Source organism: Hutsoniella sourekii ATCC 700629 (assembly GCF_000518205.1).
GTDB classification, from domain to species: domain Bacteria; phylum Bacillota; class Bacilli; order Lactobacillales; family Aerococcaceae; genus Hutsoniella; species Hutsoniella sourekii.
Window position 1 is genome coordinate 43,662 of the sequence record NZ_KI912399.1, and the last position, 21,617, is coordinate 65,278.

19 protein-coding genes are annotated in these 21,617 nt (G+C 45.2%); 2 read left to right on the plus strand and 17 right to left on the minus strand.

Annotation, left to right across the window (positions count from 1 at the left end):
- Positions 1–172: 172 nt before the first annotated feature.
- Positions 173–892, plus strand: a complete 720-nt coding sequence (gene treR / locus T408_RS0109155) for a trehalose operon repressor (protein WP_028119643.1) — start codon at positions 173–175, stop codon at positions 890–892.
- A gap of 174 nt (positions 893–1,066) precedes the next feature.
- On the opposite strand, the gene treC is transcribed toward treR, so the two are convergent.
- From treC to T408_RS11425, 4 genes are all read right to left on the minus strand, one after another.
- Complete coding sequence (gene treC / locus T408_RS0109160; RefSeq protein ID WP_028119644.1) at positions 1,067–2,728, minus strand: alpha,alpha-phosphotrehalase; 1,662 nt, start codon at positions 2,726–2,728, stop codon at positions 1,067–1,069.
- 74 nt (positions 2,729–2,802) lie between these two features.
- Complete coding sequence (gene treP, locus T408_RS0109165) at positions 2,803–4,311, minus strand: PTS system trehalose-specific EIIBC component (protein ID WP_028119645.1); 1,509 nt, start codon at positions 4,309–4,311, stop codon at positions 2,803–2,805.
- 136 nt (positions 4,312–4,447) lie between these two features.
- Positions 4,448–5,953 (minus strand): helix-turn-helix domain-containing protein, encoded by a 1,506-nt coding sequence (locus T408_RS0109170; protein ID WP_028119646.1) that lies wholly within the window; start codon positions 5,951–5,953, stop codon positions 4,448–4,450.
- Positions 5,954–6,396: 443 nt separating this feature from the next.
- Entirely contained in the window at positions 6,397–7,515 is a 1,119-nt protein-coding gene (locus tag T408_RS11425) for an alpha/beta fold hydrolase (protein ID WP_035420563.1), read from the minus strand.
- Positions 7,516–7,756: 241 nt separating this feature from the next.
- Between T408_RS11425 and T408_RS0109180 the strand changes: the two genes are divergently transcribed.
- Positions 7,757–9,292 carry a C69 family dipeptidase gene (locus T408_RS0109180; RefSeq protein WP_028119647.1) on the plus strand — a complete coding sequence of 512 codons (1,536 nt, stop codon included), beginning with the start codon at positions 7,757–7,759 and terminating at the stop codon, positions 9,290–9,292.
- Positions 9,293–9,348: 56 nt separating this feature from the next.
- Here the strand turns inward: T408_RS0109180 and eno are convergent, their stop codons facing one another.
- From eno to yqeK, 13 genes are all read right to left on the minus strand, one after another.
- Positions 9,349–10,650, minus strand: coding sequence for a phosphopyruvate hydratase (gene eno / locus T408_RS0109185; RefSeq protein ID WP_028119648.1), 1,302 nt, complete (start codon positions 10,648–10,650; stop codon positions 9,349–9,351).
- A gap of 76 nt (positions 10,651–10,726) precedes the next feature.
- The gene (gene gpmI, locus T408_RS0109190; protein WP_028119649.1) at positions 10,727–12,256 is read right to left on the minus strand and encodes a 2,3-bisphosphoglycerate-independent phosphoglycerate mutase; all 1,530 of its coding nucleotides are present in this window, start codon (positions 12,254–12,256) and stop codon (positions 10,727–10,729) included.
- Positions 12,256–13,014, minus strand: coding sequence for a triose-phosphate isomerase (gene tpiA / locus T408_RS0109195; RefSeq protein WP_028119650.1), 759 nt, complete (start codon positions 13,012–13,014; stop codon positions 12,256–12,258). Before tpiA ends, gpmI begins: the two co-directional genes overlap by 1 nt.
- Positions 13,015–13,048: 34 nt before the next feature.
- On the minus strand, positions 13,049–14,239 hold the full coding sequence (locus T408_RS0109200; protein WP_028119651.1) for a phosphoglycerate kinase: 1,191 nt from the start codon (positions 14,237–14,239) through the stop codon (positions 13,049–13,051).
- A gap of 88 nt (positions 14,240–14,327) precedes the next feature.
- Entirely contained in the window at positions 14,328–15,329 is a 1,002-nt protein-coding gene (gap, locus tag T408_RS0109205; RefSeq protein ID WP_028119652.1) for a type I glyceraldehyde-3-phosphate dehydrogenase, read from the minus strand.
- A 35-nt stretch (positions 15,330–15,364) separates the two neighbouring features.
- Entirely contained in the window at positions 15,365–16,414 is a 1,050-nt protein-coding gene (locus T408_RS0109210; protein ID WP_028119653.1) for a sugar-binding transcriptional regulator, read from the minus strand.
- Positions 16,415–16,727: 313 nt separating this feature from the next.
- On the minus strand, positions 16,728–17,336 hold the full coding sequence (gene clpP / locus T408_RS0109215) for an ATP-dependent Clp endopeptidase proteolytic subunit ClpP (RefSeq protein ID WP_028119654.1): 609 nt from the start codon (positions 17,334–17,336) through the stop codon (positions 16,728–16,730).
- Between the two features lie 515 nt (positions 17,337–17,851).
- A complete protein-coding gene (rpmF, locus tag T408_RS0109220) occupies positions 17,852–18,022 on the minus strand; it encodes a 50S ribosomal protein L32 (protein ID WP_028119655.1) in 171 nt (56 codons plus the stop codon).
- Between the two features lie 24 nt (positions 18,023–18,046).
- Positions 18,047–18,607, minus strand: a complete 561-nt coding sequence (locus tag T408_RS0109225) for a YceD family protein (RefSeq protein WP_028119656.1) — start codon at positions 18,605–18,607, stop codon at positions 18,047–18,049.
- Between the two features lie 67 nt (positions 18,608–18,674).
- Positions 18,675–19,874 (minus strand): nucleotidyltransferase family protein, encoded by a 1,200-nt coding sequence (locus tag T408_RS11875; RefSeq protein WP_084544025.1) that lies wholly within the window; start codon positions 19,872–19,874, stop codon positions 18,675–18,677.
- 6 nt (positions 19,875–19,880) lie between these two features.
- Positions 19,881–20,639 (minus strand): class I SAM-dependent methyltransferase, encoded by a 759-nt coding sequence (locus T408_RS0109235; RefSeq protein ID WP_028119657.1) that lies wholly within the window; start codon positions 20,637–20,639, stop codon positions 19,881–19,883.
- Positions 20,636–21,001, minus strand: a complete 366-nt coding sequence (gene rsfS, locus T408_RS0109240) for a ribosome silencing factor (RefSeq protein ID WP_028119658.1) — start codon at positions 20,999–21,001, stop codon at positions 20,636–20,638. Before rsfS ends, T408_RS0109235 begins: the two co-directional genes overlap by 4 nt.
- Positions 20,998–21,609, minus strand: coding sequence for a bis(5'-nucleosyl)-tetraphosphatase (symmetrical) YqeK (gene yqeK / locus T408_RS0109245; RefSeq protein WP_028119659.1), 612 nt, complete (start codon positions 21,607–21,609; stop codon positions 20,998–21,000). Before yqeK ends, rsfS begins: the two co-directional genes overlap by 4 nt.
- Between the last annotated feature and the right edge of the window lie 8 nt (positions 21,610–21,617).

A 21,617-nucleotide genomic window follows, 5' to 3' on the forward strand; every position in this document is an offset into this window, starting at 1 on the left:
CATCCACTTGTTCTTACGAGAACCAATCCAAATAATCAAGCCAGAGAGATGAGCATTTGATAGGCTCATCTTTTTTTGCAATAAGATAATCCTGTCGGCCCATGTGTGTCGATCGTTTCTCTTCAAGTCCAGACATGTTATAATACTGGTATTGTCAGAAAGGAGTGATTGGATGCACAAATTCGAACGTATTGCCCAAGATATTCAAGCGAAGATTCAAGACCGGACCTATCCCGCTGGCCAAGTCTTACCTAGCGAACACCAGCTGGCTGATCACTATCAAGTCTCCCGTGAGACCATCCGCCGGGCCTTGCGCATTCTAACCGACCAAGGAGCGATCCATAAGCAACAAGGCTATGGTTCCGTGGTGCTAGACTGGGGACACACCAATAACTTGCCGGTCAGTGGCCTGGTTAGCTACAAGGAGGTCCAAGCTCATCAAGGCGTCCAGACCCAGACCCAAGTCTTAGTGAATGAAGTCGTTGATGCGCCTTCCTTTATCCTGGACCAGGTCCCCAGTGTGAGCCCCGGTGATAAATTCATCCACCTTGTTAGGAGCCGAAGCCAAGAGGGGCAGGTGGTGATTGTCGATGAAGATTATATTCGCCAGACCATCGTTGAATCTATCCCCAATGACCGGGCTGAAGATTCGATTTATGACTACTTTGAAGGCGACCTAGGGCTGGATATTGCCTATGCCCTCAAGGAATTCAAGGCCCAGACAGCAGATAGCTATTCCCAAGCTGCCATGAAGCTAACAGCTACCGACTATGTCATGGACGTAATCAGCTATGTCTACCTAACCGACAACCGCTTCTTCCAATACACCACTTCTCACCACGCCCTGGATCACTTCTCCTTCAAGGAATTCGCCCGGCGACGCAAGTATTAAGATAGTCAAACCGATATCAAAAATACTCCTTAAAGTTAGATAAAATGAACTGACCCCCTAAAGTTGGATTTCTTGGTCCTACTTTAGGGGGTCACTCTACTAACCTTAAGGAGTGTTATTCTTTTGCTTAATTTTTTAGTTATACTGGCAAATTCTCGCTTTTTCTAACCGAGCTTATTTTTCCCTGATAAAAGCTACAACTTCATACGGTTCCAACTCAAGCCTATCCGTTAAATCTTCTACTGGTCCATTCCCAATCAATTTACGCCAAGCCAAGTCGACTTGGAAGTCACTCAGGTCAACCTGAACAGGGTCGCCGTAGAAGTTAGCTAGCAGGAGTAATTGCTGGTTCTCGTCTTCTCGAATGTAGCCCATGATTGATGGGTGGTCTAGGAAGAGGCTACGGTAAGACCCTTGGCTGATCACCGGATAGTCCTTACGCAACTGGATTAGGTTCTGGTAGTAGGCAAAGATGCCGTCTTCTTCGGCTAAGGCTTGCTCAACATTAATAGTTGAATAATTATCAGCAACTGCTAGCCAGGGCTGACCGGTGGTGAAGCCCGCGTGGGCTCCAGCGGACCACTGCATCGGGCTTCTGGAATTGTCACGAGACTTGGCTTGGATAATCGCCAATGCTTCAGACTCGCTGACTCCCTTGTCCAAGAGAATCTGGTAATTGTTCAAGGTCTCAATGTCTTGGAAAGCCTCAATGGTAGAATAATCAGGGTTGGTCATCCCAATCTCTTCTCCCTGGTAAACATAAGGCGTTCCTCGCATCAAGTGAATGGCCGTTGCTAGCATGGTCGCCGTCTCATAAGGATAGTTAACCACATCCCCGAAGCGACTGTTGGCTCTGGGTTGGTCATGGTTGTTCCAGAAGAGAGCATTCCACCCTCCCTCTCTGGACATCCCCACTTGCCATTCATCCAAGATCCGCTTTAATTCCAGGAAGTCAAAAGGCATCTGCGTCCACTTGTCCCCTTCTTGGTAGTCTACCTTAAGGTGGTGGAAGCTGAAGATCATATCCAATTCCTCGCGTTGGGGAGCCGTGTACTTGATCCCCTCAGCGACACTGGTTGAGGACATCTCGCCGACAGTGACAATCCCTTCATATTGTCCAAAGGTCTCTCGCTTCAACTCCTGAACCCACTCATGGACGATCGGCGTATCCGTATAGAGGGCCTTCTCCTGGGCACTGCCGGGCTCTTGACTATCGACAAAGTCAACCTTACCAATCACATTCAAAACATCAAAGCGCAAGCCTTTGACCCCTCGGTCCAACCAGAAACGAACCACTTCATAGAGAGCCTGGCGAACATGGGGGTTATGCCAATTCAGGTCAGCCTGATGCAGGTCGTAGAGCCTTAAGTAATAGAGGTCCGTCTCCCCAAAAGGCTCCCAAGCAGGCCCACCAAACTTGGACTCCCAATTAGTCGGCAGGCTACCATCCGGCTTAGCCGGCTTCAAATAAAAGAAGTCTTGGTAGTATTTATCGCCAGCTAGGGCTTTTTGGAACCAGTCATGGTAGGTGGAGCAATGATTTAAGACCATGTCTAGCATAATCCCAATGCCCCGCTTATCCGCTTCCTGGATCAATTGGTCTACATCTTCCAGGGTCCCATAACGGGGGTCAACCGCCGTGTAATCACTAATATCATAGCCATTATCATACTGGGGAGATGGGTAGAAGGGGTTCAGCCAGATCATATCAATCCCCAAGCGCTCCAAGTAATCCAAACTTTGGATAACCCCTTGGATATCCCCCATCCCATCGCCGGTTGTATCTTTAAAAGACTTAGGATAAGCCTGGTAGATGGTCATTGTTTCTTTTGTCATATTCTTTCCTCCTCGAAGCAAGGCCCGAGCCAAGCGCGTCTGCTGGTTCGGGCCTCAATCAATCTAAGCGTCAATTATTTATTAAAGAATGGAATCTTGAAGTCAATCCCCTTGTCCGTTAAGAAGCCAGCCTTATAGAAGGCAAGCGTTAAGACAAAAGGGACCACTAAAGCTACCGCCATAGCAACAAAGAACATGGCCATTGAATCCAAGTGGATCACCAGGAAGCCGGGTAGGCCTCCGACCCCGATCGAATTAGACTGGATACCAAAGGTCGTTGAGATTAGACCCGCTAGACCGGACCCAATCATAGCTGCCACAAAGGGATAGACATACTTCAAGGTTACCCCGAACATGGCCGGTTCCGTGACTCCCAAATAAGCAGAAATGGCTGAAGGAATGGTAATCTGGCTTTCTTCAGCGTCTTGGCGGGTCAACCACCAGACAGCTAGAACGGCAGATCCTTGGGCAATATTTGACAAGGCAATCATCGGCCACAAGCCAGTGGTTCCTGTATCGGCAATCAACTGACTGTCGATGGCATTGGTCATATGGTGCAGTCCCGTAATAACTAATGGGGAATAAAGGGCCCCAAAGATAAAGCCAAAGGCCCACTTGAAGGAACCTTCTAGGCCAGCTAGCACCACCTTGGAAATCAAGTCACCCAACCACCAGCCCACTGGACCCAGTACAGTATGAGCTAGGATCACCGCTGGTAGAAGCGAGAGGAAGGGAACCAGAATCATCGATAAATACTCTGGAACCACCCGGCGCCAGAAGCGTTCCAAGTAGGACAAGGCCACTCCAGCAAACATAGCCGGTAAGACTTGAGCTTGATAGCCAATCATATCTAATTGGAAGAAGCCAAAGTCCCACTGAGGCACCTCCCCACTAGCAAGAGCCCCTGCTGCCCCATAAGCGTTCAAGAGTTGCGGTGAGACCAGGGTAATCCCTAGGACAATCCCTAGGATCTGAGTGGTCCCTAACTTACGCGTCACCGACCAAGTAATCCCGACTGGTAAGAAGTGGAAAATCGCTTCACCTGGTAACCATAAGAAAGAGTTAACCCCTGCCCAGAAGGGTGAAACATCAACAATCCGGTTCCAGATTGGTTCTCCTTCCGCCGTTACTTGGGCGACCCCGTCAACTACTTGTTGACCCAAGGCAGAAAAGCCGACCCCTTCTAAAATATTACGAAAGCCTAGAATCAATCCCCCACAAATAATAGCTGGAATAATAGGCGCAAACACCTCAGCCAAGAAAGCCATCAGGCGCTGCCACCAGACTTGGTTGCTTTCAGCAGCCTGCTTGACGTCTTCTTTGGAACCGGCACTCGCACTCGAATACTTGGCGAAATCTTGATAGAAATCCGCCACATCATTACCAACAATCACTTGGAATTGACCGGCTTGAGTGAAAGTCCCCTTCACCGACTTCAGGGACTCAATCCCTTCAATATCTGCTTGGTCATTATCCTTCAAGGCAAAGCGCATCCGCGTGGCACAATGAGTGACCGCTTGAATATTATCGTCGCCTCCGACTAACCGCAAGAGCTCTTTGGCATCTTGATCAAACTTCCCCATACTCTCTCCTCCTTAATGATAGACGCTTGTCTAGACAAGTTTGACTAAAGTTTATCATGTATTCGCTTACATAGCAAGAAGAACTTCCCTGACAAAGAAAAAAGCTGGCCCCGTAAAGGGTCAGCAATCAGTCGGTTTATAAGTAATCATCGGGGCCTAAGATTTCTTGGGCGGCCTGGTAGATCCAAGAATAGGTCTCGGCATCAGGCATGGCCTTAATATAGTAGACCCGACTAGGAATCGATTCAGGTAGATAATAACTAGACATAATGATCTGATAAGGATTATCCCGGGATAATTCTTGCCAGTTCAAGGGCTGATGTTGGACGTGGACATTGACAAAGTTCTTGATCGTCGGTTCAAGGGCAGCCTTGTATTCCAAATCATAATGATAATTACCGGTATAGATTAAAAGGTCGATGACCCGATCTTTACTCAATTCCTTGATTGTATTTGGCCAGATCAACAAGTAATAGAAGACCAGCGTTTGGGTAATATGCTCTTCTCGTGGCATAGTGACTCCTAATTCATGGACAAAGGTCTCGATTGCCACTTGTACGTCCCTTAGATAGGTAGGATTGATCTCCCCGATTTCTTCCACTAAGTTACTCTCATGGGCAATCGGATCATCGACAATAATATTAATGGTTCCATGGACAATCCGGCACAAGTTATAGATCGTCAAGGCAATCAACTGCATATCGGACTCATCAACTACCTGGAAGTCATAAGCTCTCTTGAGTCTCTTCATCTCCAATTGAAAGTTAGCAATCGCTTGTAGAGCCTCAGGTTGGTCTTGATAATTACGCTCTAATTGGTCGATATTAATCATGGTCGAATCCCCCACCAGACCCGGCACCACTTGAGGGATCACTTCCATCAAGGGATAGTCGCGGTCCTGAGCCGTTAAATTAGCAAACAAGTCCTGCCCTTCTAATAGGGCCTGCAACTTCTGATTAGAAATGGTCCACTCCTGCGAATCCAACTTAAAACCTAATACATAACTTTCAAAGTTGAAGGCGATTTGAATATAGACCAAGGGATTCGAGGTGAAAACCTTCAGATAGGGCGATTGACTAGCCATTAATTGGTAGAGTCGGATAGCTTCCTCCAAGCTAATATGTTGGAAAGGCCAATCAACCACCGAATAGAAGTGGGTAATAAAGAATGGACCCGCCAAGCGTACCAATAATTCTGACCCCTTAATCCCCAGTGGTGAAGTAGTTACTTCCAGGTCCAGATCAATAGCTCTAGCAAAGTCATTGATCTGCTTGACTGCCCGATAGATGGAACTGCGCGAGACGAAGAGCTTCTGACTCACTGACTCGACGGGTTGACCCGTATGGTAGAGCAATTCATTGAGAATGCGGAAGTTGATCGACTGCTGGCTAAAGCGTCTAAAATAAAAGCTATCGGGTACGTCACGGTGGAACTCCAAGTTCACCCCGGCCCCAGATTGCAAGATGGTTACCTGATCACCAAAAAGCCGGCGGATATCGGTTAAATCCGTCATGATGGTTCCCTTGGCACACCCTAACAAGTTCGCTAGGTCTTGATAAGTATAATAAGCGTGCGGCTCCTTACGGAAAACATTAATTATCTCTAACTGTCGCCGGTCCTTGCTTGAAAGTAATCGGATCATCTAGTCACTCCCCTCCCTCACTAATCATCACTAGTCTTAATTATAGCATATTCCCTATACCTCAATAAAACATTAACACTGAAGCTATGAGTATCCCTTAGTTTAGCCCCCAAGTCAAGTTATACAACTGGTCTTATTATTTATATTCTATGAACCGAACAACTTAATAATCTTTATATTAAACTTATCTAATCTATATCATCCTTCTCAATAATTTATGGACTGCTCTCACACTATTAAAAAGTGATAAAATTGATAAATCAGCTGAGAAAGGTCAGATTGAATTCATTCGTCCTTATAAAAAATTAAAAAACTAGACACAGGTAATCCTAAACACACCCTCACAAAATAAACAGACCCCCTAAAGTTAGGCTCAGAGCGACCACTTTAGGGGATCAGTTCAAACTGTAAGAAAAATTATAGTGACGACACTAGTCAGCTAGCTAAGCGGTCACATGCGCTTGGACAAACTCATCAATCAAACGGGCCATTTCCTCATATTGAGTCAAGTACAGTAAATGATCCCCTTCTAGAGTATGAACTTGAACGTTTTCTGGATCTTCGGATAGAGACTTGTGTTGGTCTTCCCATGATTCGGTGATTTGTGGTATTCCTTCCCGGCGCATTTCCATATCACGAGCCGAGTCTTCTGCCAATAAGTACATCGCTGGTACTTGTTTTGGTATTTTTAAGCTTTCAGCATCTTTTAAGTTTTGGTTGGATCGCTGGATTTCATCGGTAACAGTTGAGTTTCCTGCTAATATGTAAGCTAGGGCCTTGTATTGTTCGTTGACATCAGCATCCACATCAGGAATTGTTGGCAGATACTGCAACTCTGAACGAATATCTTCGCTACCAGCTGCCATAAATGTCACTTCTTGACCACCGTTCATCATCGGCGTACTGGAGTCAATACCGATAACACCCGCCACTTTTTCGGGGTGGTATTTAGCATATTGGGCAGCGTAAATACCCGACATGGAGTGCGCCACTAGGGTGACCTTGTCTAAGCCTAATTGCTCAATTGACTCATTTAATTCGGAGACAATATTTTCAGTGGTTCTCGGCTCATCGGTCATATCGCTTAGTCCATAACCGAAAGGTTCTACAACTACTACATGGTATTTCTTTGCTAATCGGTCGATCAAATTCTTATGAGTTAAGACTTGGCTGTATTCACTCATTCCCGGCATAAAAAGCAGGGTTGGTTTGCTTTTATCACCCGCTTCATAGACATTCATTTGCTTGCCTTTAACAGTAAGCTTATGGCCATAATCCTTGATCTCTGCCAAATCTTCTGGGTCAACCGGATCAGCACTCGGTGCTTGCTCACTGGTGACAATTGCTCCAGCAGGAGCTTGCATAGCTTCGCCAGTCGCTTCACTTTCTTGGCCTGCTTGACTTGCTGTCGGTTCGCTTGTTACAGCTGCCTCCTCAGAGACCACTGCGTTTCCTTGGGCTTCAACAGACATCTCTTCAGCCAAGGCTGGACCCGCGTGGCTGGACACACCGGCCACACTAAGGCCCAACATGAGGGCTGTAACTAATCGCTTATAGGTCATATAGGTTCCTCGCTTTCTTTTACTGGCTTCATTATAGCTAATTCTAAACAAAGACGTGTGAATAACATGTAAGCGATTTAAGAATTTTTAACGACTAAACTACGAATCTCATTGTGAAAGAAGGCTCCAACTGCTTGATTTTTATGAATCTTTTCATTGATTATTCATTGCTTCTATTAAGCTTACGTGATACTTTTTAGCCACAACTTCTAATCCAATAGTAGAATAAAGGAGAAACATCATGAAAAAACATAAATTAATGCTAGCAGCCGCTTGCCTGTGGGGACTCCTGATAGCTCCCATGGCCCAAGCTTGTACGGGAGTCTATGTTGGCAGTGACCTCACCAATGATGGCAGTACCATGTTTGCTCGAACCGTTGATCTGGAACAATACCATAACCAACGCTTTAAAATTTTTCCAAGAGGACAAGTAAAAAAAGGTGAGACAGTAACGAATCCAGCTACTAATAATATCTTTAACTACACCGCTAAGCGTGACTCTCTCCAGTATATGGCGCTTCCGGATGAATTAGAATCACAACCCCATATTGGCCTGTATCAATCGGCTGGATTCAACGAAAAAGGCTTAGCCATTGATGCAACCGTGACAACTTATACCAATCGTAAAATCCAACAGGTCGACCCCTTCCTCAAAGACGGCTTAAATGAAACCATGATTACTAATTATTTACTGGGCCAGGCCACTTCAGTAGAAGAAGCCTTTGAGCTGCTTGATACAAGCTTAAAGGAGCAGGGAGCCTCTGAAGGAATGGGCTTAATGATTGCTGATAAAGACCAGGCTTGGTATATGGAAGTCCTCTCTGGCCACCAATATGTGGCAATGAAGATGCCTAAAGATAAATATGCTGTCTTTCCTAATTCTTTGTTTATCCAAGATATAGACTTAGACAAACCTGATCAATACAGCGCTTCAAAAGATCTCATCAAAACAGCTAAACAAGCTAATAGCCTAGTAACGGACCAAGAGGGACGCATCCAAGTAGCTTCCTCTTATGCCACCGAAGTGTCTACTGATACCATCAGCCGCTATTGGGCAGGTGTTTATCAATTAGATCCCGAGGCTGATAATCCTCTCAAGGAGAACTTAAACAAAGAAGAATTAATCAAGCATTACCGCGATATCAAGACCCTACCATTTTTAAGAGAAATGAAAACAGTTAACCATAAACTAACCATCAAAGATTTAATGGCTTTCCAGCGTAATCGCTTTCAAGGATTGGACTATACACCCTCTGACAATCCCAAGTCTTTTGGCGCCGACCAAGACCCCGAAAAAGCTAAAAAATCCCTGCATCCCATTGGTAATAGTGGCACCATGCAAGGACATATCTTCCAACTCCATTCGGATATGCCCCAGGAAATTCCAGGAGCTATGTGGTTAGCGATGGCTAGCCCGACAACCTCCCCTTACCTGCCATTTTTTGCTGGCATGCAAGAGACCATTCCAGCTTATCAAGTTGAATCCGCCCGTCAATTTCATCCCGATTCCTTCTATTGGAATGCACATGAAATCTTCAATGCCATGGTGGCTGATGAAGTGCAAATGCGCCAACCCATCCAAGACAAAATCAAGGACATGGAAGCTAAGGGTATCGCCGACTACGAATCCATGCGCCAAGAAATCAAGAAGAAGTACCAAGAAGATCCCCAAGCAGCCCTCCAATGGCTCACCGAAACCAGCAATCAATACGCTCAAGCAGTGTTTGAAAAGGTAGTGCAGTTGAGAAAAGATTTATTAGGAGAGAACGGGGAATAGATAAAAATAGACCAGGCAGTCACCTGCCTGGTCTATTCATTTATATTCGATTAATATTACTTATCAGCTAAGTTGTAGAAGCTTTCAAGTCCGTTGTACTGAGCTAATTCACCTAATTCATCTTCGATGCGAAGTAATTGATTGTATTTAGCCATACGGTCAGTACGAGAAAGTGAACCAGTCTTGATTTGACCTGCGTTTGTTGCTACCGCAATGTCAGCAATGGTTGAATCTTCTGTTTCACCTGAACGGTGAGAAACAACAGCTGTGTAACCAGCTTCTTTAGCCATTTCAATCGCGTCAAAGGTTTCCGTTAAAGTACCGATTTGGTTAACTTTGATTAGGATTGAGTTAGCAACGCCTTCTTTGATACCACGTGCTAGGTAGTCAGTGTTAGTTACGAATAGGTCGTCCCCAACTAATTGAACCTTGTCACCGATTAGGTCTGTTAAGACTTTAAAGCCTTCCCAGTCATTTTCGTCCATACCATCTTCAATAGAGATGATTGGGTACTTTTCAACTAATTCAGCAAGGTATTCAGCTTGTTCTTGAGAGTTGCGTTTAGCTCCAGCTTCACCTTCGAATTTAGTGTAGTCGTATACACCATCTTCATAGAATTCTGAAGCGGCACAGTCAAGGGCTAAACGAACGTCTTTACCTGGTTCTAGGCCTGCTTGACGGATTGCTTCTAAGATTGTTTCGATCGCGTCTTCTGTTCCATCGAATTCAGGAGCGTATCCACCTTCATCACCAACAGCTGTATTCAAGCCACGTCCCTTAAGGATCTTAGCAAGGTTGTGGAATACTTCTGCACCCCAACGTAGAGCTTCCTTGAATGTAGGAGCGCCAACTGGCATGATCATGAACTCTTGGAAAGCGATTGGAGCGCTTGAGTGAGATCCACCGTTAACAATGTTCATCATTGGTGTAGGCAATACTTTCGTGTTGAATCCACCTAAGTAGTGGTATAGAGGAACACCAGAGTAATCAGCAGCAGCACGAGCAGCAGCAATTGATACCGCTAGAATAGCGTTAGCTCCTAATTTACCTTTGTTTTCAGTTCCGTCTAATTCGATCATGATCTTGTCGATCACTAATTGGTTACGAACATCAAGGCCGATAATAGCATCTGCAATGACTTCGTTAACATTATCAACTGCCTTCGTTACACCCTTACCTAAGTAACGGTCTTTGTCGCCATCACGTAACTCAACTGCTTCGTGTTCACCTGTAGAAGCACCTGAAGGAACGATTCCACGTCCAAAAGCACCGCTATCAGTTGTGATTTCTACTTCAACTGTTGGGTTACCGCGAGAGTCCAATACTTCACGAGCATAAACATTTGTAATTAATGGCATAGTTTTATTTCTCCTTTATCTGTTTGCTTACATTGTAAGCTTTTTTGACTGTTATTGCAAAAACATTTGGAAACAATTAGTGTTTGATGATGGATTGACCGGTCATCTCTTCTGGTTGGTCAACTCCTAGTAGATCAAGCATGGTTGGAGCTAGGTCTGCTAAGATACCGCCGTCGCGCAATTCAACACCTTCTTTGGTCACAATGACCGGAACTGGGTTGGTTGTGTGAGCGGTCATTGGGTTACCTTCTAGGTCTACCACTTCATCTGAGTTACCGTGGTCAGCAGTAATAATAGCTGCACCACCCTTAGCTAAGATCAAGTCCACCACTTCACCTAGACACTCATCCACGGCTTCAATAGCCTTGACGGTTGGTTCTAACATACCAGAGTGCCCGACCATATCTGGATTGGCGAAGTTTAAGATGATGGCATCAATGGTATCTTCATTGATCTTATCAACCAAGGCATCCTTGACTTCGTAGGCAGACATTTCTGGTTTTAAGTCATAGGTGGCTACCTTTGGTGAAGGGATCAAGATACGCTCTTCGCCTTCGAATTCCTCGTGACGGCCCCCTGACATGAAGAAGGTCACGTGTGGATACTTCTCTGTTTCGGCGATCCGCAATTGAGTCTTACCAGCCTTGGCTAAGACTTCACCAATGGTATTAACCAAGTCTTGCTTCTTGAAGACAATATCACCGTGCACTTCATCGCTATAAGGCGTGAAGGTCACAAAGTATAAGTCTTCAGGACGGTCTGAAACGTCAAAACCATCAAATTCCGGTTGGCTAATAGCCTTAGACAATTGGATAGCCCGGTCTGGACGGAAGTTGAAGAAGACTACGGAGTCGCCATCTTCAATGGTTCCAACCGGCTGGCCGTCTTCTTCGATATAGAAAGGTACGACGAATTCATCATAGACTTCCTTCTCATAAGAATCCTTGATTCCAGCCACCGCATCGCTGATCGCATGGCCACGGCCACGAACAATCGCGTCATAGGCTTGTTGAACCCGTTCCCAACGGTTGTCTCGGTCCATGGCGTAATAACGACCTGATACAGAAGCAATCTTACCAACACCCACTTCATCCAAGACATCTTGCAAGTCTTGAACAAAGCCAGCTGCGGTAGAAGGACCTACATCACGGCCATCTAAGAAGGCATGGATGAAGACCCGGTCTAAGCCGCGTTCTTTAGCCATCCGAACCAGGGCAAAGAGGTGTTCATAGTGAGAGTGAACCCCACCATCAGACACCAAGCCCATTAAGTGAAGGGCCTTACCTGATTCCTTGGCACGGTCAATGGCCTTAACTAACTCAGGCGCTTCATAGATAGATCCATCCTTGATGGCATTATTGATTCGGGAAAGGGATTGATAGACAATCCGACCCGCACCAATATTCATATGCCCCACTTCAGAGTTCCCCATCTGACCTTCTGGAAGTCCTACGTGTTCACCATCGGCCCGCAATTGATTGTGCGGAAATTCCGCCCAGTAGCGGTCGAAGTTAGGCTTGTTGGCTGCTTTGACAGCGTTCCCTTTTACTTCATCCCGAATAGCAAAACCATCTAATATTATTAAAGCAACAGGTGCTTTACTCATTAATTAATCGCCTCCAAAAGAGCTAAGAATGAATCCGCTTGTAAGCTAGCGCCACCAACTAAGGCTCCGTCAATGTTTTCTTGAGCCATGTATTCAGCAATGTTTTCTGGTTTAACAGATCCACCGTATTGAATACGAACCTTGTCAGCCAATTCTTGACCAGCTACTTCCGCAACAGTTGCACGAACCACGCCACAAGTCTCGTTAGCTAGTTCAGCTGAAGAAGATTTACCCGTTCCAATTGCCCAGATTGGCTCATAAGCAATCACAAGGCTCGCAATTTGGTCTTCACTTAGACCTTCCAAGGCAGCCTTAACTTGACCAGATACGAAGTCTTGAGTTTCCCCCGCTTCTTGCTGTTCAAGGGTTTCACCACAACAAATAATAGGTGTCATTCCATTCTTGAAGATGGCATGTGCTTTCTTATTGATCTCTTCGTCTGTTTCACCGAAGTATTCACGGCGTTCAGAGTGGCCGATAATAACGTATTCAACCCCTAAGTCAGCTAATGCCTTAGGACTAGTCTCACCCGTATAAGCTCCTTCATCTTCCCAGAAGCAGTTTTGAGCGGCAGCTTGAAGAACAGATCCTTCGGCTTCCTTCTTAATTGTCTCTAGGAAAAGGGCAGGAGATCCCACCACTGAATCTACCTTGTCCGCACTTGGAAGCTTGTCTTTAACAGCCTCTACAAAAGCTTTCGCTTCGCTAGCTGTCTTGTTCATCTTCCAGTTACCCGCAATAATTGGTTTACGTGACATCTAATCTCTCCTTTTAATTATTGACCTAGCAAAATTATTTATCAGCAATCGCTTCAATACCTGGAAGTTCTGCCCCTTCTAAGTATTTAAGTGAAGCACCACCACCGGTTGAGATGTGGCTGAATTCATCTTCGAAGCCTAACTTGCTAACAGCAGCTGCAGAGTCTCCCCCACCAACAATGGTTGTAGCATCGTCTAATTTAGCGATGGCCTTACATACACCAATCGTTCCATGAGCAAAGGCTGGAATTTCAGATACACCCATTGGGCCATTCCAGACAACAGTCTTGGCATCGGCTAAGATTTCGCTGTATAGTTCAACGGTCTTCGGTCCGCAATCTAGACCTTCCCATTCCGCAGGAATCTCATCCACAGAAACGATTTGCGTGTTAGCATCATTAGAGAAGTCATCCGCTACTGTGATATCCACTGGTAAGACTAACTTATCTCCAGACTTAGCTAATAAATCAGCTGCTAACTCTAGACGGTCGTCTTCAACGAGAGAGTTACCAATTTCTTTTCCTTGAGACTTCAAGAAAGTATAGGCCATTCCCCCACCAATTAAGACTTTATCGGCTTTTTCTAATAATTTTTCGATCACTTTGATCTTATCAGAAACCTTAGCTCCTCCGACAATCGCTACAAATGGACGCTTAGGATTATCAACGGCTTCACCGAAGAATTTTAATTCTTTTTCGATCAAGAAGCCAACACCAGAATCTAAGTTAGAAGCAATTCCAACGTTAGAAGCGTGAGCACGGTGAGCCGTACCGAAGGCATCGTTAACAAAAACGTCACCTAGGCTAGCCCAGTACTTACCAAGTTCTGGATCATTACCAGATTCTTTCTTGCCATCAATATCTTCGTAACGCGTATTTTGAACAAGCAAGACATCGCCTGCTTGAAGGGCTTTAACCTTAGCTTCTAATTCTTCCCCACGTGTTTCAGGTGAGAAAACAACTTCCTTATCCAATAACTTGCTTAAGTGCTCTGCCACTGGACGTAGGTCGTTAGCTACCTTATCTTCTTCAGTCTTTACTTTACCCATATGAGCAAACAAGACTAGCTTAGCGTCTTGGTCAATCAAGTAGTTTAATGTTTCTAATGAAGCAACGATACGGTTATCATCCGTAATCTGACCATCTTCCATCGGTACGTTATAGTCCACACGAACTAGGACTGTTTTACCTGCTACATCTAAGTCTCTGACTGTTTTTTTGGTCATATTCATTCTCCTTTTCTTAAAGAAATAGCGGGAAGACAACGCCTGTCTCCCCGCCTCGTCTGGATAGACGTTCTAAACTACTATCAAATTATAGCTTAGCGAAGTACTCTAATGTACGAACTAATTGAGCAGTGTATGACATTTCGTTATCATACCAAGAAGCAGTCTTAACTAATTGCTTACCGTCAACTTCTTGAACGTTTGTCAATGTAGCATCGAATAATGAACCAAAGCTCATTCCTACGATATCAGAAGAAACGATTGGATCTTCATTGTAACCAAATGATTCGTTAGCTTCTTCCTTCATTGCAGCGTTAACTTCTTCAACTGTAACGTCTTTTTCTAAGATTGCATAGAATTCTGTAATTGAACCTGTAGCAACTGGTACACGTTGTGCAGATCCGTCTAATTTACCATTTAAGTGTGGTAATACTTGACCTACTGCCTTAGCAGCACCTGTTGTGTTAGGGATAATGTTTTCAGCAGCTGCACGCGCACGACGTTTGTCACCTTTACGGTGTGGTGCGTCAAGGGTGTTTTGGTCCCCAGTGTAAGCGTGGATTGTAGACATTAGACCTTGTTTGATTCCAAAGTGCTTGTCTAAAGCTGCTGCTAGAGGAGCTAGACAGTTAGTTGTACATGAAGCACCAGAGATAACTGTTTCGTCTCCTGTTAGGATGTCATGGTTAGTGTTGTAAACGATAGTTGGTACATCTGATCCACCTGGAGCAGTGATAACCACTTTCTTAGCGCCACCTTGTAAGTGAAGCTCAGCTTTTTCTTTAGATGTGAAGAAACCAGTTGCTTCTAGAACGATTTCAACCCCTAAGTCACCCCATGGGATTTCGTTTGGATTAGGTTGGCTGTATACTTTAACTTCTTTACCGTTAACTTTGAAGGCACCTTCTTCAACTTCAACTTCGCCTTCGAAGCGTCCTTGAGTTGTATCGTATTTTAATAAGTGTGCTAACATATCAGGATCTGTTAAGTCGTTGATTGCTACAACTTCAATTCCTTCAACGTCTTGAATACGACGGAATGCTAAACGCCCAATACGTCCAAAACCATTAATACCTACTTTTACTGTCATAAAGTAAATCTCCTCCTTAAGGATATAAAATTATTCTAAAGGGTTCCCCCATTTAAAACCATATTTGCTAAGCTTGCATCGCAGACCAACCAACCCCTACTGGGGATTAATTGGTAGAAACCTTTAATAGCTTGGGCCTTACTAGCCCCACCGACAACGGTAATGATAAGTGGAATATGTTCCAAGTCAGCTAACTGCAAGCCAATACGCGGGTAAGTAACCACCGGATTACCTTCCAAGTCATAGAAGGTCCCAAAAGCTTCACCTACCGCTTCTTGATTAATCACAGCTTGTTGTTGATCATCCGTGATGTCCCGTCTTTGAGCCATCACTTCTGCTTGACCTACACTTAATAAGAGACAATCTGCCTGCCGACTCATCTCAATCGCCCGAGCAATTGATGGATCCTTCAGTAAGAGTTCTGAAGTCTCAATCGCTAAGTTCTCGGGCATAAAGAGGGGCACATAATTAGATCGTGTCCGCTCGGCCATCAAACCGCCAACTGAATTGGATTGAATCTCTACAGTTCCCCCAAATCCGCCCCTTGTGGGTACAAAAGTTAGGTCCCGCTTATAAGATAAGTCTGGACTAAAGGCGGTCGCGATATTAGCTAGTGTTGAACCACCAGTCACTGCCACGACACACTCACCTAACTTCAAGTGACGAATTAAGAGCTGTTGAACGGCCCGGCCCATCAATTGATAGACAAGACTATCTTCTTCAGCATTACCCGGAACCACCACACAATGGGCAATCCCCAAGTAGTCTCGTAGTTGATGCTCCAAGTCATAGAGTCGATAAGATTCTGGGCTCCCTACGAGTTCATCTTGTATCGTTGTCAAAAGCCTCCGACCATAATCAGTCAACTGGATTCCCTGACGGGTTGTATCCACAATATGACTGCCTTTAAGATAGTCGATATTGGTCCGTAAACTTCGCTCAGTCATCTGAACTTCCTTAGCCAACATCTGACGGCCAATCCGGCTCTTGGATTCAGCTAAAGTGAACATAATTCTTAAACGCTTATTAAAGACCTCATCAACATCTGGTACAACTGCTTGCAAAAGAGAAAAAACATCCTTCATCGTCTTCCCCCTTCATGGTCGAACAATGTCCAGTTCCAACCCATCCGGGTCAGCGCTCGGTTCAATTACATCATCCGTCCATATATTATATAATATCATGACTTTAAGTATTATTCAAACAAATCGGGCTTTTTAATTCCCTTAGATCTTATTTTTGTTGGGCGCTTTTTGTCCATCTGATAAATTTTCATTATATCCCTTTTGTTATGCCTTATTTATGGAAATGGAATAGTAAGTTTTTCAGCCTTAGTGCACAATCAACAAAAAAAGACCCAGTCTTGAAGACTAGGTCTGATGAAATTTAATTTATATTTTATTTTTTACTAGCTTCTTCCTTGAGCTTCTTGGAAGAGACCATGATCTCATCGATGATACCGTATTCTTTGGCTTCCTCAGCTGTCATCCAGTAGTCACGGTCCATATCTTTTTCCACTTTTTCTGGATCTTGGCCTGATCGTTCAGCTAGCACGCCCTTGAGACGCTCTTTTGTTAATAAGATATGCTTGGCGGTGATCTCAATTTCTGATGCTTGCCCTTGAACCCCACCTAGTGGTTGGTGGATTAGAACTTCGGAATTCGGTAAGGCGAAGCGTTTACCCTTAGCTCCCCCAATCAATAGAATTGAACCCATTGAAGCAGCTAGACCGGTCACAATCGTTACCACATCCGCATTCACAAACTGCATGGTATCATAGATAGCCATACCAGCGGTCACTGAGCCACCTGGGCTGTTGATATAGATGTAGATATCTTTTTCAGGGTCTTGAGCGTCTAGGAATAAGAGCTGAGCAATGACACTGTTGGCCATTTGGTCATTCACTTCCCCACTCAGCATAATAATACGGTCAATTAATAAGCGAGAATAAATATCATAAGCACGTTCCCCACGGGACGTCTGTTCAATAACTGTAGGTACTAACATACATAACCTCCTATGCTTTAATTCTTATTCATTATAACGATATGGTCAAAGAAGGTCAAGTAGAAGGATCACTCGTTAGAAAAAAGAGGGAGGCATTTAGGTACCAAATTTATTTTGTGGTCAATAGACTGAACTATTTAGATACCAAATTGGTTTCGTAGCTAATAGATCAATTCATTTAGATGTCAAAATTTTTTCGCACCCAATAGATCAACTCATTTAGATACCAAACTTATTTCGCACCTAATAGACCAAATTATTTAGATGCCAAAATTTTTTCGCACCTAATAGATCAACTCATTTAGATACCAAATTTATTTCGCACCTAATAGATCAACTCATTTAGATACCAAATTAGTTTCACACCCAATAGACCAAGACATTTAGATGCCAAATTAGTTTCACACCTAATAGACCAAGACATTTAGATACCAAATTAGTTTCACACCTAATAGACCCATCGAAACAAAAAATCCCGGCCCATTTGATATGGATCGGGATTGCTTGGACAAGACTTATTCAGTTACTTGTTTTCCATCGTAGTATCCGCAAGATGGGCATACACGGTGGCTGAGTTTGAACTCACCACATTGTGGGCATGCTGTCATTCCTGGGATTTGTAATTTCTTATGCGTACGACGTTTTCTCTTAGCTGCTTTTGATGTTTTTCTCTTTGGTACTGCCATTACTTACACCTCCTGTTGGTCTGGTCATTCCTTGGATGAATCGGTGGAATCATCCAATAGCGTCTTCAAGGCTTGAAAGCGTGGATCGACTGTATTTTCTTTGGCTGCTTCACGTTGAAGGGCCAAATCTTCTTCAGTAATTACTGTCCAATCATCTCCAGATGGAAAGTCTCCCGCTTCTTCACCTTCAGCCAAAACTCGATTCGGAATATTCAAGAGAATGGAATCGATGGCTACTTCATCTAAATCAATATAATCATGTGTCAACACCAAGGTCGTCTCTTCTGATAGAAGATCCTCTGGATGGTCGTCTTCTTCATAGACATACCGCTCCTTGACTGGTACTGACAAATGGATGGTTACGGGTTTTAGACTACGAGTGGATGGTACAGTGACTGTCGCATCAACTTCCCCATGCAGATACACCGAAGCATCTACAAGAGTGAAGTATCCAGCAATTGAAACCGAATCAACTGCCAGGATCTGGTCATTACGATTCATCAATTCTTCATCAACTTCAAGATCATGCTGGAAGCTGACAACATCTTCTGGATGTTCTTTAATTTCACGAATCGTCCATTTCATCTTTATCACCTCTAAAACGACAAGATTAATTATAGGCAATAATTCAAATCTTGTCAATATTCTTAATCTAATTTTCCAGACTTTTCCGCGTCTGGGGATATCCTCTATACTCTCTATCCAAAAGAGCCTGGTCACTCAGTAAATCTTGAATCTGACTGGCCTTGATCGTCAAGACGTAGCGATCCACCAGGTTCTGGCGGTAATTACTCATCAAGATCACCCCCAAGTGGTCGCGCTGCTGGTTCAGGTAAGCCCGCCCCTCAGGGCTAAAGGCCAATAAACGTAAGAGGGGAGCTTCTTCTTGTCGCCTTAATTCCTCTTCCCAATCAGCTTGGCTGATCCCTAACAAGACCATCATCAATAAGCGCCGGATGCTGGCCCGGCTCCAACGCTTAGAAGTTAAGCGATCCTCCAAGTCTTGAAAAGTCTGAGCCTGGCTGATCTCCTGATAGACCTTCACTTCAAAGCCTTCCTTCATGCCCTGAATCTGGGCTAAGCCTTTAGGCCCTAAGACAAGGCACTGATACTTCAAATAAGGAAAGTAAGCACTAATTGAAGGCTGGAACTGGCCTGCAAGTGCTTGAAGAGTCATTCCCGGTAGCCCTTGAAGCCTCTCCAGCTCTCCTCCATTTTGTTGCAGCTGTTGACGGATTTGACTGCCGCTTAGAATTTCCCGGCCTTGGCCGTCCCTTTGATAGCGAGGCAAGCTATAGAGCTTCATAGGACGGGCCAACTTTTGGTTACTCTTATAATATTGAATATTCAACAAATGGTTGGGTTGGCTAGGATCAAAGCCTAGATCCTGATAGCCCGGCAGACCCGCTAGAGCCTGCTGGTAGCTACTCGCATAGCTTAAGCCCTGCTTAAGGAGCGTCTGCAAGCACCGGTCAAAAAGAGCTTGGTGGCCCGCTTCCAGCTGAGCCAGAGCCTCTAGATCTTGAGTCCCGGCCACTTCGCTACCAAAGACTAGACAGTCAACCCCTAATTGAGACATCGACTGGACATTCCGACTAGCAAAATAATCAGCCGATTGCAGGGTGGCCGTTAGGGCCTGTTCCACCACCAGGTCCGCCCCTGCATCCAGGGCCAAGCGAGCCCGGGCCCACTTGTCTAAGACCGCAAAGTCACCCCTTTGGACAACATTCCCACTCATCAAGACCACTAAGACCTCCGGGTTTAACTGGTCGCGAATAGCTTGTAGCTGGGCCAGGTGGCCTAAGTGGAAGGGATTGTATTCCGTAATCAGACCGACAACCGTCACAAGCATCCCCTCCTACTTATAAGCACGGACAAACCACCGGTCGCTGGCCTGTCCCTGGTAAGGCGTTTGACCATAGTCCACTAATATTTGCAGAGCCTCCTGGTCAAAGCCCGCCTGAATCATCGCCTCCAAGTAAGCAGTCAAGGGATAGGTCCGCTCACGCAAGTCCGCTTGAAGTCGTTGATAATAAGGAGAGCCTGCCATCTTTTCATAGACGGTTAAATGGTGAACCGCTTGAACAGCCCCCGGACTATCTTCCCAATAATCACTCGTCGACTCCCACAAGAGAGCCGCTGACTCATCCTGGTCAAAATAAGAAAAATCGCTAAAGGCCTCCAACAAATAATCTGGTGTCCAAACGTCAAACAAGAAGCACCCTCCCGGCTTCAAGACCCGGTAGGCTTCAGCTAGCGCCTTTTGAACTTGGTCTAAGGACTCTAGAAAGCACAAGGAATCCAAGAAGCAGACCACCAAGTCATACTGGTCACTAGCTAGGTCTAAGGCTGTCATATCTCCAGCTAAGAAGGAGACTTTGCCTACTTGACCCAATTCCTGCCGGGCCACTTCTAACATCCCTTCATCAATATCCACACCCGTCACCTGGCCTACAAAGGGAGCCAACAACTGGCTAAACCAACCCGTCCCACAAGCTAGGTCCAAGACGGATTCAGGCTCATGATCCAAGGAGGATAAGGTGAAGTCTAACCAATATTCATAGACAGACAAGTCGTTGAAGCGGTCATAGACGGGAGCGATATCCTTGAAACTCATGCTTCTTGAATCCAGTCTGAGATGTCCACCAAGGGAGCGTCCGCCCAAATATTTTCCAAGTTGTAATGGGCCCGCTCTTCATAATGGAAGACGTGGACGATAATATCTCCTAGGTCAACCAGGATCCAACGACCACTGTCCTTACCTTCAATATGCTTAACCGGAATATCATGCTCATCAGCAGCATCCTTAACAGCTGTGACTACCGCTTGTAGCTGGCGGTCGTTTTTGGCGTCCATAATAATAAAGTAATCCGCAATCGGAGTCACTTGGGTCACATCCAAGACCATAATATGTTGGCCGAGACGGTCATCCGCCGCCTTAACGATAATTTCAACTTGTTTTAAAATTTCTTCTCTCATACATTCTCCTTTAATTTTTGAGTCCATTCATTATAGATGGCAACACTTAAGGGATAGAGTGCCTGGTGTTTTTGGACCATGGAAGCCATTGACCCAACCATCTTCTCCAGAACCGCCGCTTCCAAGCGTCCCGCTTTGACATAGTCGCGCGCTCGTTGGGCCGATTCGAACTGGCGACCCGGCTCAATATAATCTGCGACAAAAATCACCTGACTCTGCCAAGACATCGCAAAATTACCCGTAGTATGGTCGCGGATGGCTTCTAGAATCAACAAGTCCGAACAACCCAACTGGTCGCGGGCAATAGTAGCCGCTGCTGGGCCATGCCAGACCCCGTGGCCGCCTTGACTCAAGTCTGGGTCCCCACTGGAAGCCCGGGCCAAGGACAGCATCTCCCGGCTGGGTAATTCCTTGGCGTAGTCGTGCATCAAGGCCGCAATTGATAAGCGTTCCCGGTCAATGGGGCTGACATCAGGTCCGTCAGCCATAGCTAGAGCGGTCTCCTCCACTCGCAAGACATGCTGGAACCGCTTGGGCGACAAGACCACTTCCAGACTCTCAATCAGTTCTTGCCGGCTTACTTGAATCAAGTCAAATTGATAGTCCATACTAACCC

What these genes read in the sequence shown, in the direction of transcription:
- T408_RS0109210 (WP_028119653.1), bottom strand. Translation starts at nt 16,414, where the DNA reads ATGAAGGATGTTTTTTCTCTTTTGCAAGCAGTTGTACCAGATGTTGAT.
- T408_RS0109235 (WP_028119657.1), bottom strand. Translation starts at nt 20,639, where the DNA reads ATGAGTTTCAAGGATATCGCTCCCGTCTATGACCGCTTCAACGACTTG.
- T408_RS0109170 (WP_028119646.1), bottom strand. Translation starts at nt 5,953, where the DNA reads ATGATCCGATTACTTTCAAGCAAGGACCGGCGACAGTTAGAGATAATT.
- gap (WP_028119652.1), bottom strand. Translation starts at nt 15,329, where the DNA reads ATGACAGTAAAAGTAGGTATTAATGGTTTTGGACGTATTGGGCGTTTA.
- clpP (WP_028119654.1), bottom strand. Translation starts at nt 17,336, where the DNA reads ATGTTAGTACCTACAGTTATTGAACAGACGTCCCGTGGGGAACGTGCT.
- treR (WP_028119643.1), top strand. Translation starts at nt 173, where the DNA reads ATGCACAAATTCGAACGTATTGCCCAAGATATTCAAGCGAAGATTCAA.
- tpiA (WP_028119650.1), bottom strand. Translation starts at nt 13,014, where the DNA reads ATGTCACGTAAACCAATTATTGCGGGTAACTGGAAGATGAACAAGACA.
- gpmI (WP_028119649.1), bottom strand. Translation starts at nt 12,256, where the DNA reads ATGAGTAAAGCACCTGTTGCTTTAATAATATTAGATGGTTTTGCTATT.
- T408_RS0109200 (WP_028119651.1), bottom strand. Translation starts at nt 14,239, where the DNA reads ATGACCAAAAAAACAGTCAGAGACTTAGATGTAGCAGGTAAAACAGTC.
- eno (WP_028119648.1), bottom strand. Translation starts at nt 10,650, where the DNA reads ATGCCATTAATTACAAATGTTTATGCTCGTGAAGTATTGGACTCTCGC.
- T408_RS0109225 (WP_028119656.1), bottom strand. Translation starts at nt 18,607, where the DNA reads ATGAAATGGACGATTCGTGAAATTAAAGAACATCCAGAAGATGTTGTC.
- T408_RS0109180 (WP_028119647.1), top strand. Translation starts at nt 7,757, where the DNA reads ATGAAAAAACATAAATTAATGCTAGCAGCCGCTTGCCTGTGGGGACTC.
- treP (WP_028119645.1), bottom strand. Translation starts at nt 4,311, where the DNA reads ATGGGGAAGTTTGATCAAGATGCCAAAGAGCTCTTGCGGTTAGTCGGA.
- rsfS (WP_028119658.1), bottom strand. Translation starts at nt 21,001, where the DNA reads ATGAGAGAAGAAATTTTAAAACAAGTTGAAATTATCGTTAAGGCGGCG.
- yqeK (WP_028119659.1), bottom strand. Translation starts at nt 21,609, where the DNA reads ATGGACTATCAATTTGACTTGATTCAAGTAAGCCGGCAAGAACTGATT.
- rpmF (WP_028119655.1), bottom strand. Translation starts at nt 18,022, where the DNA reads ATGGCAGTACCAAAGAGAAAAACATCAAAAGCAGCTAAGAGAAAACGT.
- T408_RS11875 (WP_084544025.1), bottom strand. Translation starts at nt 19,874, where the DNA reads ATGCTTGTGACGGTTGTCGGTCTGATTACGGAATACAATCCCTTCCAC.
- treC (WP_028119644.1), bottom strand. Translation starts at nt 2,728, where the DNA reads ATGACAAAAGAAACAATGACCATCTACCAGGCTTATCCTAAGTCTTTT.
- T408_RS11425 (WP_035420563.1), bottom strand. Translation starts at nt 7,515, where the DNA reads ATGACCTATAAGCGATTAGTTACAGCCCTCATGTTGGGCCTTAGTGTG.